We start from the raw sequence: 17,446 nt of genomic DNA on the forward strand, positions 1-17,446 counted from the left end.
TTGAGCGATCACTCAAGTAAAGTCAATGGCATGCCCCGACCCGATCGCAGTCGGACCGCGCTGATCGACGCCGCGGCCACCCTGTTCCGCCGTCAGGGCTACGCGGCGACCGGGCTCAACCAGATTCTCGAGGAAGCGGGTGTGCGGCCTGGCTCGCTGTATCACCACTTCCCGCTGGGCAAGCAGCAGTTGGCCGCGGCGGCGGTCGACGGCGGCGGGGCTGCCATTGAAGGGCTGCTGCGCCGACTACTCGCCAAGGATGTTCCGGCGGCCGACATCGTCGATCGCTGGGCCGACCTCCTGATCGCCGGCCTGGCCGTGGACTGGCGAGACGGTTGCCCGATCGAGCCGGTCGCCACCGAGTCCGTCCATGCCAGCGCGCTGGTCCGCGAGGCGTCGGCGCGTGTCTTCCACGGTTGGTGCACGGCCATCGAGCAGCGGTTGCGGCAGGACGGCTGGCCCCCGGACGAAGCGAAAAGCGTTGGAGTCGCGGTTATCTCCCTGATCGAAGGCGCTCTCATCCTCGCCCGGGTCTCCGGAACGCCGGCGCCACTGCAAAGCATCAAACCCGCGGCGCGGCGGCTACTGAACCGCGCTAGACGTCCAACCCGACGTCGAGCACCCGCACCGAATGGGTGAGCGCGCCGACGGCGAGATAGTCCACACCGGTGCCGGCGTACTCGGCGGCGGTGTCCAGCGAGAGCCCGCCCGACGACTCGAGTTTGGTGGCCGGTGACTGCGCATCCCGGCGCTGCACCGCGATCTGGGTCTGCCAGATCGGGAAGTTGTCCAGCAACACCAATTCCGCAGCTTCGGCAAGTACGTCGTCAAGCTGTTCGAGCGAATCGACCTCGACCTCGCACGGCAGATCGGGCGCAGCGGCCCGCACGGCACGCAGCGCCGCGACGACCGATCCCGCGGCGGCGACGTGGTTGTCCTTGATCAGTGCCGCATCGCCCAACCCGAGGCGGTGGTTGACGCCGCCGCCGACGCGGACCGCGTACTTCTGCAGCGTGCGCAGCCCGGGCAGCGTCTTGCGGGTGTCGCGGATCTGGGCCTTGGTGCCGTCCACCGCGTCCACCCACGCTGCGGTGGCGGTCGCGATCCCGGACAGGTGGCACACCAGGTTCAGCAAGGTCCGTTCGGCGGTCAACAGGCCCAGCGTCTGGGCGTCCACCGTCAGCAGCGGCCCGCCCGGCTGCAGCCGAGTCCCGTCAACGACGCGGTCGAGCACGCGGTATCCGTCGGCGCCGAGGACCTCGTCGAGCACCAGCAGGGCGATGTCCACGCCGGCGACCACTCCGGCCTCGCGGGTGATCAGCGACGCCGTCGTCCTGGCGCCGTCGGGGACCGTCGCGCGGGTTGTGATGTCGGGTCCGTAGCGCAGGTCTTCGTTGAGCGCACGGCTGATCGTGGCGCGAGCCTCGACGAGCTCGCCGCTGGACAACATCAGCAGACCGCCGCCAACGTCTCGACCTGTGCGCTGTCGTCGGCGGCCAGCCGGACGATCAGGCTGCGGGCCGGAATCCCTGCGGCATCGGAATATTCGGCCCGATGGTGGCAGCCCCGACTCTCCTCGCGAGCCAGCGCAGAGGCGGCCAGCGCGCGGGCGGTGGCGGTCAGTGCGGCGTCTTCGAGGCCGGCTCGGGTGGCGACCGCGGCGAATGGCGCGGCCGACAACGTGTCGATCAATCCGTGCAGACCGTCAGCGTCGCGAACCACCGACGCGTCGCGGGTCATCGCCCGCTGCAGGTCGCTGCGGACCAGCGCGGCGCGACCGACGGGGTCCGCCGTTCCCGCGCGCACCGGCCCGGAATCCGCCGCGTGTCTGGCCGCGGCCTTGCCGGCCCGCCCACCGACGACCAGACCCTCGAGCAGGCTGTTGGACGCCAGTCGGTTGGCGCCATGCATCCCGGTGCGGGCGACCTCGCCCGCGGCGAACAACCCGGGCAGCTCGGTCTGGCCGTGCACGTCGGTCACCACCCCACCGCAGCTGTAGTGCGCGCCCGGAACGACCGGGATCGGCTGGGCGACCGGGTCGACGCCGGCGGCACGGCACGATGCGGTGACCGTCGGGAAGCGGTGTGTGAAATCGGCGATACCGCGGGCGTCGAGAAATACGCACGGCTCGCCGGTGGCTCGCAGCCGGGCGTCGATAGCGGATGCCACCACATCGCGAGGGGCCAGATCGCCCATCGGGTGCACGCCTGCGGTCACCGAATTGCCTTGGCTGTCAACCAAAAACGCGCCCTCACCACGGATCGCCTCGGTCACCAGAGGTCGGCGTCCCCCGCTGCGGCCGTCATAGAGCATCGTCGGGTGGAACTGGATGAACTCCAGGTCGCTCACCGCAACACCGGCCCAGAGGGCCAGCGCGATCCCGTCGCCGGTCGAGCCCTCGGGGTTGGTGGTCGCACTGTAGAGATGGCCCAGCCCCCCGGTGGCGAGGATGACCGACGGCGCGTGGATGACACCGATCCCCTGCCGACTGGCGACCAGCACACCGGTCACCGACCCCGAGTGCTGCAGCAGTCGCAGCGCGGTGTGCTTGGTGCGGATGTCCAGCGTGCCCGCCGCGTGGTCGAGGGCGCGTTGTACCTCTGCCCCGGTGGCATCGCCGTTGGCATGCACGATGCGCCGCCGGGTGTGCCCGCCCTCGCGGCTCAACGCCCAACCGCCCGAGGCTGACTCGTCGAATCGCGCTCCGGCGTCGACCAGTTCGGTGACGGCCCGGTAGCCGTCGGTGACGATCGAGGTCACCGCGTCCGGGTCGCACAGCCCCGCGCCGGCGGCGAGGGTGTCGGCGACGTGCGCGTCGACCGAGTCCTCGTTACCCGGCAACACCACCGCGATGCCGCCTTGCGCGTAATGCGTGGCCGTGCCACCGGGTTTGCGTCCGGCTTTGCTGAGTACGACGACCCGGCGGCCGGCCCGATGCGCGGCCAGCGCGGCAGCCAAACCGCCGACGCCGGTACCGATGACGACGACATCGGCGCCCTCCTGCCAGGCCGGATGCGGGCTCATTCGCCGCCGCCCGGCTGGCCGATCGAGATCATCCGCTGCACGCTCGTGCGCGCGCGCTCGGCGGTCTGCGCGTCGACCTGGACTTCGTCAGCACCCTCGAGAAGGCAACGCAGCAGCGCGGCGGCGGTGATCATCTTCATGTACTTGCAGGACGCCCGGTCGTTCACCGCGCGGAAGTCGACGTCCGGGGCTGCGTTGCGCAGCTGGTACAGCATGCCCACCTCGGTGGCGACCAGCACCTGCCGGGCGCGGGTCTCCCGGGCGGCGTCGAGCATCCCGCCGGTCGACAGGATCTTCACCCGGTCTTGCGGGAATGCGCCCTCGCCGGCCAGATACAGCGCAGATGTCGCGCAACCGCACTCCGGGTGGACGAACAATTCGGCATCCGGGTGCTGGCGCGCCTGCTCGGTGAGCTCCTCGCCGTTGATCCCGGCGTGCACGTGGCACTCGCCCGCCCATACGTGCACGTTGTCGCGGCCGGTCAGGCGGCGCACATGCGCGCCGAGGAACTGATCCGGGCAGAACAGCACCTCACGGTCGGGATCGATGGAGGCGACGACGTCGACGGCGTTGGACGAGGTGCAGCAGATGTCGGTGAGCGCCTTCACCGCGGCGGTGGTGTTGACGTAGGCGACCACGACCGCGCCGGGGTGTTCGTCCTTCCACGCCTGCAGATCGTCGACGGTGATCGAGTCGGCCAGCGAGCAACCGGCCCGCTGATCCGGGATGAGCACGGTCTTGTCGGGGCTGAGGATCTTCGCGGTCTCGGCCATGAAGTGGACGCCGCAGAACACGATGGTGTCTTCGGGCGCCTCGGCTGCGACCCGGGACAGCGCCAGCGAGTCGCCGACGTGATCGGCGATGTCCTGGATCGCGGGAAGCTGATAGTTGTGCGCCAGGATGGTGGCATTGCGCATATCGGCGAGCCGACGGATTTCCGCGGCCCATTGCTCGTCGGCCTCGACGCCCGCGTAACCGTTGGGGGAGTTCGTGATTCCCGCGGCCAGATCGTGTGTCATGTCTTTTGCCAGCCCGTTCGACAGCAGATCGGTGCGATTCACGACTGTCATAGTCGAAACCTTTCGCCACAACCCGGTTTTCGACTTACAATCGAAAACATGGCCAATGGTAGCACTGAGCACGAAGTGCTCGCTGTCGTGTTCCAGATTCGCGGCCTCGGACCTGACGCGAAATCTGGAAAACCCGAGCTCAGCGTTCTGCTTTGGCAGCGCGCCCAAGACCCTGAACGCGGTGCGTGGGCGCTGCCCGGCGGACAGCTGCGCCACCACGAAGACATGATGACCTCGGTGCGGCGCCAGCTGGCCGAGAAAGTCGACCTGCGAGAGGTTGCTCACCTCGAACAACTCGCGGTGTTCTCCGAGCCCGACCGACTGCCCGGCACCCGGACGATCGCGTCGACCTTCTTGGGCCTGGTGCCCTCCCCCGCCATCCCCGAGCTTCCACCCGACACCCGCTGGCATCCGGTCACTGCGCTGCCGCAGATGGCGTTCGACCACGGGACCATGGTCGACCACGCCCGTACCCGGTTGGTCGCCAAAATGTCCTACACGAATATCGGTTTTGCCTTGGCGCCAACCGAATTCGCGTTGTCGACGCTGCGCGACATCTACAGCGCCACGCTGGGGCACCAAGTCGACACCACGAACTTGCAGCGAGTGCTGGCCCGTCGGGGCGTGATCAGCCCGACCGGCACGGTCGCACAGTCCGGGCGCAGCGGCGGGCGCCCGGCCGCGTTGTACCGCTTTGCAGATTCCCAGTTGCGCGTCACCGACGAGTTCGCGGCGCTGCGACCTCCCGGTTCGGCATAAACGCGCACGCCCCGGCGGGCCGAGTGGATTCTTAAAGCCTTCTTAGGCAAGAATGCCCCGATGGACATTGGCAACCTTGCAAGCGCAACCGGTGCGGAGTGGATCGGTCGTGCGCCCCACGAGGAATTGCAGGCCAAGGCACGCCCCCTGCTGCCGACCGACGACTCGTTCTACCAGCCGCCGCCCGGATACCAGCACGCGGAGCCCGGCACCGTCCTGCGTTCGCGCGACGTTGAGCTGGCGTTTCTCGGCCTGATCCCGCAGCGGACGATGGCGACCCAGCTGCTGTACCGGACCACCGACATGAACGGCCAGCCGGAGGCGACGGCGACGACGGTGATCGTGCCCGCCGACGCCTCTCCCGACCGTCCCTGCCCGGTGCTGTCGTACCAGTGCGCGATCGACGCGGTGTCGTCGCGCTGCTTCCCGTCCTATGCGCTGCGACGGCGCGCCCAGGCGCTGGGTTCGCTGGCGCAGCTGGAATATCTCCTGATCGCCGCCGCCCTTGCCGAGGGCTGGGCCATCTCGATACCCGACCACGAGGGTCGGACCGGAATGTGGGGCGCGCCGTTCGAGCCCGGATACTTCATTCTCGACGGCGTTCGGGCCGCGCTGAACTACGAACGGCTCGGATTGTCCGCATCGGCGCCGGTGGCGCTGTGGGGCTATTCCGGTGGCGGGCTGGCGACTGCCTGGGCCGCTGAGCTGTGCGCCGACTACGCGCCCGAACTCGACATCGTCGGCGCGGTTCTCGGCTCACCGGTCGGCGACCTCGGCCACACCTTCCGGCGGCTCAACGGCACGTACCTTTCCGGCCTGCCTGCGATGGTGATCGCCGCGCTGATGCACGTCTACCCCGACCTGAACCGGGTCATCCAGGAGCACACCAGCGACGAGGGCCGCGCGCTGCTGCGCCGACTGGAAAGCATGACCACGGTCGGTGCGGTCATCCGGATGGTCAAGAAGGACGTCGGTGTCTACCTCGACCGGCCGCTGGACGAGATCCTGAGCATGCCTGAAGTCCAGCACGTATTCGACAGCATCCGGCTGGGAGCCAAGGTGCCCACGCCGCCGGTGCTGATCGTGCAGGCCGTCCACGACTACCTGATCGACGTCGAGGACATCGACCGGTTGGCCGATGCCTACTCCGCCGGCGGCGCTGACGTCACCTATCACCGCGATGCGTTCAACGAGCACCTACTGCTACACCCGCTGTCGGCGCCGATGGCCTTGCGTTGGTTGCAGGATCGCTACGCCCGCAGGCCGCTGTCCGACCACCTGGTGAGGACGAAGTGGCCGACGATGTTCAACCCGACGACCTACATCGGAATGGCCAGGCTGGCCGTGATCGCGGCCAAAGTCGTCACCGGCAAGCCGGTGCATCGCCGTCCGCTATGACGGTGTCGCGGTAGCACTTTCGGCCTGCGGGTACGCCGTCGCGATGGGCGGATAGCCGCCGAGGTCATCGCGCGAGGTGGCCGCGGCGGGCACCGCGTATACCAGCGCAGCCGTCGCTGCCGGCAAGAGCAACGTGCAGGCGATCTGCAGCCGCGAAGGGCCGAAGAACACCGGTGCCGCCTCGGTGAAGTAGTGCAGCGGATGGTCGTGACTCACCGGCACCGTCGCGAAATCGATTGTGCCGTAACGCAAGTGGGCCAACAGTACGCCGACGCCGATCGCGGCAGCGGCCGCGATCACCGTGCCGGTGCACAGCGCGACGACCATCCCGGGTCCGCGATGCGCCCGCCACTGCCAGGCCAGCACCGCCGCCACCGCGGCGACCACGTTGAGCAGCCCGAGCATCAGGAACGCGGCGACGAAAAAGTGATCGGATTCGCTACCCAGGTAGTCGTGGAGTCGCTCACCGCTGTGGGTCAGTGCCACGACGCCGTTGATCGGCGGGGCCAGCCACGCCCACAGGCCACCCACGAGCGCGCCCGCCGGCAGTAGACCCGCAACGACCGCTAGCGCCGCCCGCCGTCGGGTGAAGCGCGGGGCGCCGGGCGCCTGCGCTTCGGTCATCGGTGCGCCTCGAGTTCGGAAGAATCCACCAGCCCGTGGCGCGAACATTTGGCCCACCATCCGTCGGGGCGAACCTGCACCACCATCCGGCGGCCACACTCGGCGCAGAACCGCGGCGGCTCCAGACCCAGCTGAGCCGCTGTCGGGACAGCGCTGCCGGCCGAATCGCCGGTATAGACGTTGTAAGCGCCCGCCCCGACCGGTGCCGGCAGATCGCTGATCATCACCGTCTCGTTTTACAGGCTCGCGTTGAGCGCCTTGATCGGCATCTGCAAATCATCGAGCAGCTCCAGATCGGCTTCGGCGGGACGCCCCAGCGTGGTCAGGTAGTTGCCGACGATCACCGCGTTGATACCGCCCAGGATGCCCTGCTTGGCGCCCAGGTCGCCCAGCGTGATCTCTCGGCCACCGGCGAACCGCAGCATGGTGCGCGGCAGGGCCAGCCGGAACGCAGCCACCGCCTTGAGCGCTTCGCCGGCCGGCAGGACGTCGAGGTCTCCGAACGGCGTGCCCGGTCGCGGGTTGAGAAAGTTCAGCGGCACCTCGTCGGGGTCCAGCTCGGCCAGGTTCGCGGCGAATTCCGCGCGCTGCTCGACGGTTTCACCCATCCCGAGGATGCCGCCGCAGCAGACCTCCATACCGGCCTCGCGCACCATCGACAGCGTCTCCCAACGCTCCTCCCAGCTGTGGGTGGTGACGACATTGGGGAAGAAGGACCGCGCGGTCTCCAGGTTGTGGTTGTAACGGTGCACACCCATCGCGGCCAGCCGCTCGACCTGCTCGGCGGTCAGCATGCCCAGCGAACAGGCGATCTGAATGTCCACGGCGTCGCGGATGGCTTCGATACCGGCGGCCACCTGTGCGAGCAGCCGCTCGTCGGGGCCGCGCACCGCGGCGACGATGCAGAACTCGGTGGCGCCGGACTTGGCGGTCTGCTTGGCCGCCTCAACCAGGCTCGGGATGTCCAGCCATGCGCTGCGTACCGGCGAGGCGAACAGACCCGACTGGGAGCAGAAGTGGCAGTCCTCGGGGCAGCCGCCGGTTTTCAGGCTGATGATGCCTTCGACCTCGACTTCGGGGCCGCAGTGAGCCATCCGCACCTCGTGCGCCAGGGCAAGCAGCTCTTCGAGCCGCTCGTCGGGCAGCTGCAGCACGTCCAGCACTTGCTGCTGGCCCAGCCCTTCGCCGCGCTCCAGCACCTGCCGGCGGGCCACCGCCAGAATGTCGGTGCTGTCGGTGTCAGATGTCGGCCGAGTCGCCGCCTGCGTCACCAGCTACTCCTTAAGTCTTCGTGTTTGTCTTGTCCATCCGCGCGGGACGCAACGTGCTCCCGGCTTATCGCAACCAGCGGTGGACGGTGCCCAGGCTAGGCTAGCGGTGTGCACCTGCACAAACGTCATGCGGTCCGCTCGGCTGTCGCTGGGTACTCCCCCTCGGTGTGCAGCCGAGCAGCGGGTGTGGCCGAAATTGACTGATGCACATGTCGAGTACGTCGCCCACCATTGGTTGCTGCTCGCCGGGCCCGCGTTCTTACCGGCGGTGATCGTGGTCGCCGTGGTGTTGTACGTGGCGATCAAAGACCGGCGGACACCCGACGACGACGATGCACAGCGCAGCGACTCGCCTGCCGACCCGGCTGACAAAAAACGCGACTGAAACACGCCGGTAGCAAATCCGTCGAAGTTTGAGCGTAGGACCCCCGGACTACCTACTGTTGGGTAAGTTCAGCGCCCGACAGACCTCGGGCGGGCCGGTGCAGTGGGAGGTAATTCGGTGAATCTGACACTTCTTGCAGCGGAGCCGCCGGCGCGCGGTGCGGGCCTCAATCAGGTCATCGGGCTGTCAGTCGCCGCGATGATCATCGGCGCAGCGATGCTGTACATCGGCTGGGCGCATCGCACGCACCGCATCACCTGGCTGACCTCCGCCGGAGAATGGCTGGGCGGCAAGTTCAACCGCCCGTCCTGGGTCGCGCTGCCCGTCCTGGTGTTCACCACATCGATCATCTGCGCCCTGTTCGGGTTCATCTGGGACGTCAGCTGGCACATCGGGAACGGCCGCGACCCCGGCCCACTGGCCAACCCGGCGCACTACTTCATCATCATCGGCCTGTTCGGCATCTTCGTTGCCGGCATGCTGGCCGTGGTCATGCCGTTCGACAAACCGGGACCGGCGGCGCTGCGCATCACCCGCAACTGGCACGCGCCGGTCGGCGGATTGCTGATGGCGGCCTGCGGAATGTACGCGATGATCGGCTTCCCGCTCGACGACGTCTGGCATCGCATCTTCGGCCAGGACGTGACGCTATGGGGCCCAACGCATCTGATGATGATCGGCGGCGCTAACTTCTCCCTCTTTGCGGTGCTGATGCTGGAGTACGAAGGCGAGCGTTACCTACAGGCCAGTGCACCGGCCGACGGACCGGAGCGCAAGGACCGCGCCTTCGTCCGATTCGTCCGCTACCTGTCCTGCGGCGGGTTGCTCATCGGAATGTCGGTCTACCAAATCGAATTCGACTTCGGCGTCCCGCAATTCCGGTTGGTGTTCCAGCCGATGCTGATCGCGGCGGCCGCCGCGATCGGAACGATCATCGCGCGCATGACGTTGGGCCGCGGGGCGGCGATCATCGCTGCGCTGTTCGCCATCGCTCTCCGCGGCATCGTCGCGCTGATCGTCGGACCCATTCTGGGCGCACCCATCAACTGGTTCCCGCTGTATCTCGGACCGGCGCTGGTCGTGGAGCTGGTGGCGCTCACTCCGTTGTTCCGCCGGCCGATCCTGTTCGGCGCGGTGTCGGGTCTCGGTATCGGCACGGTTGGCCTGTGGCTCGAATCGCTGTGGGTCGGCAGGGTTTACCACTACCCATGGCCGGTCGATCTGTGGCGCGAGGCTTTGCCGACAGCGGTGCCGGTGGCCATCTTCGCCGGGGTGTGCGCGGCCTTGCTCGGTATGGTGCTGACGGGCCAGCAGCTACCGGGCCGCGCCTTCGGCATCACCGCTGTGGCCCTGACGGTGCTCGTCATCGGCGGCACGGTCGCCAACGGCTTGCACATCAGCGTGCCGAAGCAGGACAGCGCGACCGTCAAGCTGACCGATCTGCCCAGTCCGCCCGGAGAACGCTTGGCGTCGGCCGACATTCAGCTCCACCCGGCCGACATGACCGGCGACCACCCGGATTGGGTCACCATCTTGGCCTGGCAGGGCAAGATGAAAAACCACCGCGGCCTGTTCATCAACCGGCTGCAGAAAGTCGGACCCGGTCACTACGTTTCCACCGAACCCGTTCCGGTGTGGGGCGATTGGAAGACGCTGCTGCGTGTGCACGACGGCCGGGATCTCGCCGCCGTACCGCTGTGGGCGCCGGCCGACGCCGCCATCCCGGTGCCGGAGATTCCGGTGTTGAGCAACGGGACGCGCAACTTCGCCTTCGAGGTATCGATCTTGCAGCGAGAACGTGATCCCGGTGTCCCGGCATGGCTGTTCACCGCGGGCGGAATCGTGGTGCTGTTCTTCACGTTGACTGTCATCAGCTCCCTGACGTGGGGCGCAGGCCGGATCAATGCGAGGGACGCGGTGCCGCCGCAACCGCGGGAACCGGCATTGGACCACCCCACCCCGAAGGCGGCATGACGGCGGCCACGTTGCGTTCAGCATTCGTGTTCCTTGCGGTGGTCGGGGCGACAGCATTGGCGGGGTGCGGTAGCTCACCGAAAACGACTATGGGCGGCGGACTTTCGGTCGACATCACCATCGCACACGGGCAAGTGACACCGGCCAACGCGACGTTGCAGGCAGGCGTTCGACAGCCGATCACGCTGCACGTCACCAGCGATGTACCCGATGAGTTGCATGTGCATTCGGTGCCCGACCACAAGTTCGAGGTAGCCGCGGCCGTTAACCAGACATTCCAATTCAGCGTCGACGTTCCTGGCAGCGTCGACGTCGAGTTGCATCATCTCGACCGGACCGTCGCCACCATCCACGTCAACCCGTGACACGCGCCATCCTCGCTCACGGCCTCGGCGGGTCGAGCGATCTTCCAGTGCCGTATGCCTTTTCGGTCATCGGTGCGGCGTGGGCTCTGACGTTCACCTTCGCTCTCGTCGCGTTCGCGTGGAAGCGGCCACGATTCGATCCGGAAAATCCCGCTCGCCCGCTACCGACGGGGGTGACCACGTTCGTGGACTCGCCCATCAGCCGCGGCATCGCGGCGGCGGTGGCGCTGGTGTTCATCGGGTGGGTGTTGATGGCCGGATTGTTCGGGCCGCAGACACCGAGCAACGCCCTACTCGGCGTCTTCTATGTGCTGTTATGGGTTGGGCTGGTCGCGATTTCGCTGCTGGTCGGCCCGGTGTGGCGGGTCATCTCCCCGGTGCGAACGGTGTATCTGGTGCTACAGCGCGTCACACCGGACCGCGTGGCCCGGTCACGTTTCTCCTACCCAGACTCATGGGGGTACTGGCCGGCGGCGGTGGGGTTGTTTGCGTTCGTCTGGCTGGAATTGGCCAGTCCCAACCCCGCCGCGCTGACGTGGGTCAAGACCTGGCTGCTGGTCTACTTCCTGGTGCTGTTGGTCGGGGCATGGCTGTGCGGGCAACGCTGGTTCGCCCGAGCGGACCCTTTCGCCGTGTACAGCATGGCGGTGTCGCGGCTCTCGCCTTTTCGCCGCTATCCGAAGACCCGAAGGATCGCGGTCGGCAACCCGTTCGACCATCTACTGTCGCTGCCGATTCGACCGGGCGTCGTCGCAGTCCTGGCAGTGTTGCTCGGCTCCACCGCATTCGACAGTTTCTCGTCCTCGGCCACGTGGCGTAACTTCGCCGATGGTCTCGCCCGCACCGTGCACGGCGTGCCGGTGTCAGTGTCGACGTCCGCGTTGCGCACCGCCGGGTTACTGGTCTTCGCCGCGGTAGTGGCGACCACCTTCTCCTTGGCTGCGCGTGCCACCGGCGGTCTCGACCGTGAGCGGCGCCGAGAATTACCCGGTCAGTTGGCGCACTCGCTGATCCCGATCGTGGTGGGCTATATCCTCGCGCACTACCTGTCGTACCTGGTGGAGCGTGGACAGCAGGCGGTTTTCGCTTTGGCCGATCCACTTGGCCGAGGCTGGAATCTACTCGGGCTGGGGCATTTACACGTCGCCTATCTACTGTCCCTGCATCCGACGGTGCTGGCCGTGGTCAAGGTGACGTCCGTGGTAACCGGGCACATCGTCGCGGTGATCGCGGCACATGACAAGGCGCTGCGGTTACTGCCCTCGGGCCATCAGCTCACCGGCCAGCTCACCATGATGCTGGTCATGGTCGGTTACACCTTCACCGGTCTGTATCTGCTCTTCAGCGCCTAGCCCACTGTTCCGGCGAACAACTCGGTGTTGCGGCTGTAGTCGACCAGCACGTCGATGATCGTCACTCCCGGCTCGATCAGCGAGCGAGTGAACGCTTCCTCGAACTCGGCAAGGCGGCTGACCCGGACGCGGCGTGCGCTGATCCGGCTCGGCGGGCCGTACGTTGCCGTCGCCCCCGTAATTGGTAGCAGACGCGTCGAGCACCAGCATCTCGCCGTCCAGACCGTTGACGGTTCCCAGGCCGAAGTTGCCGTCCCGCAGGTTGTGTCGCCGACGCGGACCCTGCTTGGTGTGTGCTGTCACGGTGGTGAAGGCTGGAGGCACCCGGCCTCAGGAGTCAAAGGAGACTGTTATGGCGAAAGTACTGCTCGTTCTTTATCCAGACCCGGTCACCGGATATCCCCCGGTCTACGCGCGGGACAGCATCCCGCAATTGCCCGGTTACCCGAATGGCCAGACCCTGCCGACCCCGTCCGCGATCGACTTCAAACCGGGTCAGTTGCTGGGCTGCGTGTCCGGTGAGCTCGGCCTGCGCACCTTCCTGGAGAGCGGTGGGCACCAGTTGGTCGTGACGTCGGACAAGGAAGGCCCGGACTCGGAATTCGAACGCGAGCTGCCCGATGCCGATGTGGTTATCTCGCAACCATTTTGGCCGGCATACCTGACGGCCGAGCGGATCGCCAAAGCCGAGAACCTCAAACTTGCCCTCACTGCGGGCATCGGTTCAGACCACGTCGACCTCGACGCGGCAATCGCGCGCGGGCTCACCGTGGCCGAGGTGACCTTCTGTAACAGCATCAGTGTGGCCGAGCACGCGGTCATGCAGATCCTGGCGCTGGTGCGCGACTTCGTCCCGTCCCATCAATGGGTGATCGACGGCGGCTGGAACATCGCCGACTGCGTCGAGCGCGCCTACGACGTCGAGGGCATGGACGTCGGCGTGATCGCCGCCGGTCGCATCGGCCTGGCCACGCTGCGCCGGCTGGCCCCATTCGACGTCAACCTGCACTACACCGACACTCGCCGCCTTGCCGACGAGGTCGAAAAGCAATTGAACGTCACCTACCACCCTGACGCCGCGTCGCTGGCGCGTTCGGTTGACGTGGTGTCCATCCACGCGCCGCTGCACCCGCAGACTTATCACCTGTTCGACGAGAAGCTGATCTCCTCCATGCGGCGCGGCTCCTACATCGTTAATACGGCGCGCGCCGAGATCTGCGTGCGCGACGCAGTCGTGACGGCACTGAACAGTGGTCAGCTGGCCGGCTATGCGGGCGACGTCTGGTATCCGCAGCCACCGCCGGCCGATCACCCGTGGCGCAGCATGCCGAACGAGGCGATGACGCCCCACGTGTCGGGGACGACGCTGTCGGCCCAGGCCCGCTATGCTGCGGGAGCTCGCGAGATTCTCGAAGATTTCTTCGCCGACAAGCCGATTCGCGACGAGTATCTGATCGTCTCCGGCGGCGGGCTGGCCGGTACCGGCAAGGCGTCCTACACCGCCGGCGGTGGTTCGAGCCCGGGCAGCAGCGGCAGGTAGGTCAGCCGATCGGATACTCGACCCGTTCGGTGCCGTCCCAGCGGCGCAGACCGGCCAGCCGGCCGCGGATCTCGGTGGGCTGACCCGCTATTCGCAGCACCGGACCCACGTGAGCGTTTTCGATACGGCGGGCCAGCGTGACATGCGCCGTCCACCGATCGGGCAGGCTGTGCGGCAGCGGCCCGGGCAGCAGGTGCGGGCCGCAGACCCGATGCACGTCGGCGTGCAGGGCGAGGAGCGCGGCGGTCGGCACGATCAGCCGGGCCAGCACCGCGTTCGATTGCCCGAACAACACGGGCGCCCCGACGTCGCACTCCAGTGGCAGCCGCTGCGCGATCGGCCGCAGCAAGGCGTCGACGTCGGGTGCGATCCGCTCGGCCACGGCAACCGTGACGTGCGGGCGGCCCGCCGGGAGGCGGCTGGGCAGATCGCCGGCGGCCAGGTCATCCCAGATCCGGCGCAGTGTCGCCTCGGTGTCGGGATCGAAAAGCAGCTCGACCGAGTGCGCCATCAGCCGAGCAAGCTGGTCAGCCAGCCACGGTCGAACGCGTGCGCGCTCATCGCGGTGAACTCCGCGGTGCTCAGCTGCCCCGCTCCCGCGGGCAGCTCGGCGCGCATCGGCCCGAGGCGCACCAGCGCAGACCTGTTCGACGCCTCCACCACACCGGGTGGCAATGGCCAGTTGCCGATCACCAGTCCCGCGAAGGGAAGGTGATGGGCCGCAAGCGCTTCCACCGTCAGCGCGGTGTGGTTGAGGGTCCCGAGCTCGGCGGTGGTCACCACCAGAACCGCGGCTGAAAGATCAGCGGCGAGATCCCGCAACGTCACGCCGCCGTGGGCGAGCTCGACGAGCAGGCCACCGGCACCCTCGACCAGGGTCAGCTGGCCCGGGTGGTCCACTGCGCGAATGAGTTTGAGAATGGTGTTGCGGGTGGGCAGAGCCCGTCCGGCCTGTTCCGCGGCAGCCAGCGGCGCCAGCGGCTGCGGGTAGCGCGCCAGTCCGACCACTTTGTTCAGCCCGGTCAGCCGGGTCACTTCGGCGAGGTCGTCATCCCCAACCGCGATCCCGGTCTGCACCGGTTTGCAGACGGCGACGGCGATAGCGGCCTGTCGCGCGGCCGCCGCCAGGGCCGCCGTCGCGACGGTCTTGCCGACCCCGGTCCCTGTCCCGGTGACGACCAGGACGGTCAACGCCGTGCCGCGGCCAGCACGTCGGTCAGCACCGTCCGGGCCAGCTCGAGGTCGTCGTCATCCAGCGACGCACGGGCGGTCAGGCGCAGCCGTGAGGTGCCGGCGGGAACGGTCGGGGGCCGGAAACAGCCCACCCGGACGCCCGCATCCAGGCAGGCCGTCGAGGCGGCCAACGCCACCTCCGGCGTGCCGAGGATCACCGACACCACCGCGGAGTGCGGCAGCTGCGTCACGCCGCAGATCTCGGCCAGAGCGGTTGCGTGCCGCAAGACAGCGTCGGGCCGCCACGGCTGCGCCTGCAGCACCCGCAAAGCCGCCAGCGCTGCGCCGACCGCCGCCGGCGCCAGACCGGTGTCGAAGATGAACGGTCGGGCCGCGTCGATGAGGTGATCGCGCACCGCAACCGACCCCAGCACCGCGCCCCCCTGACTGCCCAAGGCCTTGGACAGTGTCGTGGTCATCACCACGTCGGACGTGCCGGCCAAACCGAGCTCGTGGAGTAACCCGCGCCCACCGGTGCCGCGCACACCCAGCCCGTGAGCCTCGTCGACGATGAGCAACGCGCGATGCCGGCGACACACCTCGTGCAGGGGACGCAGCGGAGCCAGGGCGCCGTCGGTGGAGAACACCGACTCGGTGACGACGACGGCACGTTCTTCGGTCCGCGCGGCCAGCGCCGCATCGACGGCGTCGACGTCGCGGTGCGGCGTGACCACCACCCGGGCCCGGGACAGCCGGCACGCGTCGACCAGCGAGGCGTGTGACAGCGCATCCGACACCAGTAGCGACCCCGGCCCGGACAGCCCGACGACAGCGCCCAGGTTGGCGGTGTACCCGGACGAGAACACCAAACCCGCTGCGGCGCCGACGAATTCGGCTAGGCTGGCTTCCAGCTCCTCGTGCAGCGACGTGTTGCCGGTGACCAGCCGCGAGCCGGTGGCCCCGGCGCCCCAGGTGCGCAGCGCGTCCACCCCACCCTCGATCACTTGCGCGTGCTGCGAGAGGCCGAGATAGTCGTTGGACGCCAGATCGAGCTCGGCCGCGACCGCCGGGCGCAGCCGCAGTGCACGCCGCAGCCCGGCCTGTCGCCGCTGCTCGGCATGCGCCTCCAGCCAGGCCAGCGGGGGAGTTTCGATCTGCGTCATCGCACTAGAGTTTACGAGAGCCGGTGAGCCGGGCCACCTCGACCATCGCCGAGGTGACCTGCGCGATCTCGTCCGGCGTGCAGATGAACGGCGGCATCGCGTAGACCAGATTGCGGAACGGCCGTAGCCAGACGCCGCGATCCAGGGCCGCCGGCGTGGCGACGGCCAGGTCGACGGGGCGGTCGCATTCGATCACGCCGATGGCCCCGCACACCCGCACGTCGGTCACCCCCGGCATTGTCCGGGCCGGCTCGAGTCCGGCGGCCAGTCCGGCGCCTATCCCGGCGACCGTCGAGCGCCAATCCTGGCCCAGCAGCAGTTCCACGGCGGCCACGGCGACGGCGCAGGCCAGCGGGTTGGCCATGAAAGTCGGGCCGTGCATCAGCGCCCCGGCGTCACCGGTGCTGATCGTGTGAGCGACGTCGGCGGTGCACAACGTCGCGGCAAGGCTGAGGTAGCCGCCGGTCAGAGCCTTGCCGACGCACATGATGTCGGGGCTGACGCCGGCATGGTCGGCGGCGAACAATTCGCCGGTGCGGCCGAACCCGGTGGCGATCTCGTCGAAGATCAGCAACACGTTGTGCCGTCGGCAGATGTCGCGCAGATCGCGCAGGTACCGCGGGTCATGGAAGCGCATCCCGCCGGCACCCTGGACCACCGGCTCCACCACGACCGCCGCCAGCTCGCCGGCGTGCTCGGCCAGCTGCGCCTCGAACGCCGCGATGTAGGCCGGCTCGTAGTCGCGGGGCACCTGCGGGGCGAACACCTGCCGGGCCAGCACCTCGGTCCACAGCTCATGCATGCCGCCGTCGGGATCGCAGATGCTCATCGGAGTGAATGTGTCGCCGTGATATCCCCCCCGCCAGGTCATCATCCGTCGCTTGCCGGGCAGCCCGCGACTACGCCAGTACTGCAGCGCCATCTTTACCGCGACCTCCACCGACACCGATCCGGAGTCGCTGAAGAACACCGTCTGCAGACCGGCCGGGTGATCTCGACCAGCAGCTGGGCCAGCCGCGCCGCAGGCTCGTGGGTGAGCCCGCCGAACATGACGTGGCTCATCGTCGCCAGCTGGCGGGTCATCGCCGCGTCCAGCACCGGGTGGCCGTGCCCGTGGACCGCCGTCCACCACGAGCTCATTGCGTCGATAACCTGCACCTGGGCGCCGTCGCGGACCAGCGTGAGCCAGGCACCATGGGCGCCTACCGCGACCACTGGGGGGATGGCTTCGGCCCCGATCGTGCTGTAGGGGTGCCAGAGGTGGGCCGCGTCGATCGCGCTGATCTGCTCGGGGGTGAGCCCGCGGCTCGTCGCGACCATAACGAACGAGGGTAAAGCAGCCGGCCCG

Annotated in this window: 18 protein-coding genes and 1 pseudogene; 8 read left to right on the plus strand and 11 right to left on the minus strand. The window is 68.2% G+C overall.

Features of this window, described 5'->3' with window-relative positions; translation table 11 throughout:
• The first annotated feature begins 30 nt into the window (after positions 1-30).
• On the plus strand, positions 31-639 hold the full coding sequence (locus tag ACQY5A_RS08975) for a TetR/AcrR family transcriptional regulator (protein ID WP_428340036.1): 609 nt from the start codon (positions 31-33) through the stop codon (positions 637-639).
• Here ACQY5A_RS08975 and nadC read toward each other — a convergent pair.
• From nadC to nadA, 3 genes are read right to left on the minus strand one after another with little or no spacing between them, the layout of a single operon-like run.
• On the minus strand, positions 596-1,453 hold the full coding sequence (gene nadC, locus ACQY5A_RS08980) for a carboxylating nicotinate-nucleotide diphosphorylase (RefSeq protein ID WP_428340448.1): 858 nt from the start codon (positions 1,451-1,453) through the stop codon (positions 596-598). The two genes, ACQY5A_RS08975 and nadC, sit on opposite strands and share 44 nt — an antisense overlap.
• Complete coding sequence (locus ACQY5A_RS08985) at positions 1,450-3,024, minus strand: L-aspartate oxidase (RefSeq protein ID WP_428340037.1); 1,575 nt, start codon at positions 3,022-3,024, stop codon at positions 1,450-1,452. Before ACQY5A_RS08985 ends, nadC begins: the two co-directional genes overlap by 4 nt.
• Positions 3,021-4,094, minus strand: a complete 1,074-nt coding sequence (nadA, locus tag ACQY5A_RS08990; protein WP_428340038.1) for a quinolinate synthase NadA — start codon at positions 4,092-4,094, stop codon at positions 3,021-3,023. The genes ACQY5A_RS08985 and nadA overlap by 4 nt, the downstream gene beginning before the upstream one ends.
• A 48-nt stretch (positions 4,095-4,142) precedes the next feature.
• On the opposite strand from nadA, the gene ACQY5A_RS08995 reads away from it, so the two are divergent.
• Together ACQY5A_RS08995 and ACQY5A_RS09000 are read left to right on the plus strand one after the other, a co-directional pair.
• Positions 4,143-4,853, plus strand: a complete 711-nt coding sequence (locus tag ACQY5A_RS08995; protein WP_428340039.1) for an NUDIX hydrolase — start codon at positions 4,143-4,145, stop codon at positions 4,851-4,853.
• Between the two features lie 60 nt (positions 4,854-4,913).
• Entirely contained in the window at positions 4,914-6,251 is a 1,338-nt protein-coding gene (locus ACQY5A_RS09000) for a lipase family protein (RefSeq protein WP_428340040.1), read from the plus strand.
• Here ACQY5A_RS09000 and ACQY5A_RS09005 read toward each other — a convergent pair.
• From ACQY5A_RS09005 to bioB, 3 genes are read right to left on the minus strand one after another with little or no spacing between them, the layout of a single operon-like run.
• Entirely contained in the window at positions 6,246-6,875 is a 630-nt protein-coding gene (locus ACQY5A_RS09005) for a DUF2567 domain-containing protein (RefSeq protein WP_428340041.1), read from the minus strand. The genes ACQY5A_RS09000 and ACQY5A_RS09005 overlap by 6 nt on opposite strands.
• Positions 6,872-7,099 carry a hypothetical protein gene (locus ACQY5A_RS09010; RefSeq protein WP_428340042.1) on the minus strand — a complete coding sequence of 76 codons (228 nt, stop codon included), beginning with the start codon at positions 7,097-7,099 and terminating at the stop codon, positions 6,872-6,874. Before ACQY5A_RS09010 ends, ACQY5A_RS09005 begins: the two co-directional genes overlap by 4 nt.
• A gap of 12 nt (positions 7,100-7,111) precedes the next feature.
• Complete coding sequence (gene bioB / locus ACQY5A_RS09015) at positions 7,112-8,146, minus strand: biotin synthase BioB (protein WP_428340043.1); 1,035 nt, start codon at positions 8,144-8,146, stop codon at positions 7,112-7,114.
• A gap of 196 nt (positions 8,147-8,342) precedes the next feature.
• On the opposite strand from bioB, the gene ACQY5A_RS09020 reads away from it, so the two are divergent.
• From ACQY5A_RS09020 to ACQY5A_RS09035, 4 genes are all read left to right on the plus strand, one after another.
• Positions 8,343-8,531 (plus strand): hypothetical protein, encoded by a 189-nt coding sequence (locus ACQY5A_RS09020; protein WP_428340044.1) that lies wholly within the window; start codon positions 8,343-8,345, stop codon positions 8,529-8,531.
• A 123-nt stretch (positions 8,532-8,654) separates the two neighbouring features.
• Positions 8,655-10,505 carry a hypothetical protein gene (locus ACQY5A_RS09025; protein ID WP_428340449.1) on the plus strand — a complete coding sequence of 617 codons (1,851 nt, stop codon included), beginning with the start codon at positions 8,655-8,657 and terminating at the stop codon, positions 10,503-10,505.
• A complete protein-coding gene (locus tag ACQY5A_RS09030; RefSeq protein WP_428340045.1) occupies positions 10,502-10,870 on the plus strand; it encodes a hypothetical protein in 369 nt (122 codons plus the stop codon). Before ACQY5A_RS09025 ends, ACQY5A_RS09030 begins: the two co-directional genes overlap by 4 nt.
• A complete protein-coding gene (locus ACQY5A_RS09035) occupies positions 10,867-12,222 on the plus strand; it encodes a hypothetical protein (RefSeq protein ID WP_428340046.1) in 1,356 nt (451 codons plus the stop codon). The genes ACQY5A_RS09030 and ACQY5A_RS09035 overlap by 4 nt, the downstream gene beginning before the upstream one ends.
• On the opposite strand, the gene ACQY5A_RS09040 is transcribed toward ACQY5A_RS09035, so the two are convergent.
• On the minus strand, positions 12,124-12,546 hold the full coding sequence (locus ACQY5A_RS09040; RefSeq protein ID WP_428340047.1) for an acetolactate decarboxylase: 423 nt from the start codon (positions 12,544-12,546) through the stop codon (positions 12,124-12,126). The two genes, ACQY5A_RS09035 and ACQY5A_RS09040, sit on opposite strands and share 99 nt — an antisense overlap.
• 28 nt (positions 12,547-12,574) lie before the next feature.
• Here ACQY5A_RS09040 and ACQY5A_RS09045 point away from each other — a divergent pair, with 28 nt between their 5' ends.
• Entirely contained in the window at positions 12,575-13,762 is a 1,188-nt protein-coding gene (locus tag ACQY5A_RS09045) for an NAD-dependent formate dehydrogenase (protein ID WP_428340048.1), read from the plus strand.
• A gap of 1 nt (position 13,763) precedes the next feature.
• On the opposite strand, the gene ACQY5A_RS09050 is transcribed toward ACQY5A_RS09045, so the two are convergent.
• The 4 genes and pseudogenes from ACQY5A_RS09050 to ACQY5A_RS09065 form a co-directional block, all read right to left on the minus strand.
• Positions 13,764-14,273: a 2'-5' RNA ligase family protein gene (locus ACQY5A_RS09050; protein WP_428340049.1), complete on the minus strand. Its 510-nt coding sequence runs from the start codon at positions 14,271-14,273 to the stop codon at positions 13,764-13,766.
• Positions 14,273-14,953: a dethiobiotin synthase gene (gene bioD, locus ACQY5A_RS09055; RefSeq protein WP_428340050.1), complete on the minus strand. Its 681-nt coding sequence runs from the start codon at positions 14,951-14,953 to the stop codon at positions 14,273-14,275. Before bioD ends, ACQY5A_RS09050 begins: the two co-directional genes overlap by 1 nt.
• Positions 14,950-16,098 (minus strand): 8-amino-7-oxononanoate synthase, encoded by a 1,149-nt coding sequence (locus ACQY5A_RS09060; RefSeq protein ID WP_428340051.1) that lies wholly within the window; start codon positions 16,096-16,098, stop codon positions 14,950-14,952. Before ACQY5A_RS09060 ends, bioD begins: the two co-directional genes overlap by 4 nt.
• Before the next feature lie 4 nt (positions 16,099-16,102).
• Positions 16,103-17,418: pseudogene (locus tag ACQY5A_RS09065) on the minus strand (adenosylmethionine--8-amino-7-oxononanoate transaminase).
• Positions 17,419-17,446 lie beyond the last annotated feature (28 nt).

The sequence above is a fragment of the Mycobacterium sp. genome (genome assembly GCF_965277065.1).
In the GTDB taxonomy this organism is placed as follows: Bacteria; Actinomycetota; Actinomycetes; order Mycobacteriales; family Mycobacteriaceae; genus Mycobacterium.

Bases quoted from the DNA above. Each gene is read 5' to 3' on its own strand.
- ACQY5A_RS09010 (WP_428340042.1), bottom strand. From the start codon at position 7,099: ATGATCAGCGATCTGCCGGCACCGGTCGGGGCGGGCGCTTACAACGTC.
- ACQY5A_RS08995 (WP_428340039.1), top strand. From the start codon at position 4,143: ATGGCCAATGGTAGCACTGAGCACGAAGTGCTCGCTGTCGTGTTCCAG.
- ACQY5A_RS08975 (WP_428340036.1), top strand. From the start codon at position 31: ATGCCCCGACCCGATCGCAGTCGGACCGCGCTGATCGACGCCGCGGCC.
- ACQY5A_RS09005 (WP_428340041.1), bottom strand. From the start codon at position 6,875: ATGACCGAAGCGCAGGCGCCCGGCGCCCCGCGCTTCACCCGACGGCGG.
- nadA (WP_428340038.1), bottom strand. From the start codon at position 4,094: ATGACAGTCGTGAATCGCACCGATCTGCTGTCGAACGGGCTGGCAAAA.
- ACQY5A_RS09000 (WP_428340040.1), top strand. From the start codon at position 4,914: ATGGACATTGGCAACCTTGCAAGCGCAACCGGTGCGGAGTGGATCGGT.
- ACQY5A_RS09050 (WP_428340049.1), bottom strand. From the start codon at position 14,273: ATGGCGCACTCGGTCGAGCTGCTTTTCGATCCCGACACCGAGGCGACA.
- ACQY5A_RS09060 (WP_428340051.1), bottom strand. From the start codon at position 16,098: ATGACGCAGATCGAAACTCCCCCGCTGGCCTGGCTGGAGGCGCATGCC.
- ACQY5A_RS09030 (WP_428340045.1), top strand. From the start codon at position 10,502: ATGACGGCGGCCACGTTGCGTTCAGCATTCGTGTTCCTTGCGGTGGTC.
- ACQY5A_RS09045 (WP_428340048.1), top strand. From the start codon at position 12,575: ATGGCGAAAGTACTGCTCGTTCTTTATCCAGACCCGGTCACCGGATAT.
- ACQY5A_RS08985 (WP_428340037.1), bottom strand. From the start codon at position 3,024: ATGAGCCCGCATCCGGCCTGGCAGGAGGGCGCCGATGTCGTCGTCATC.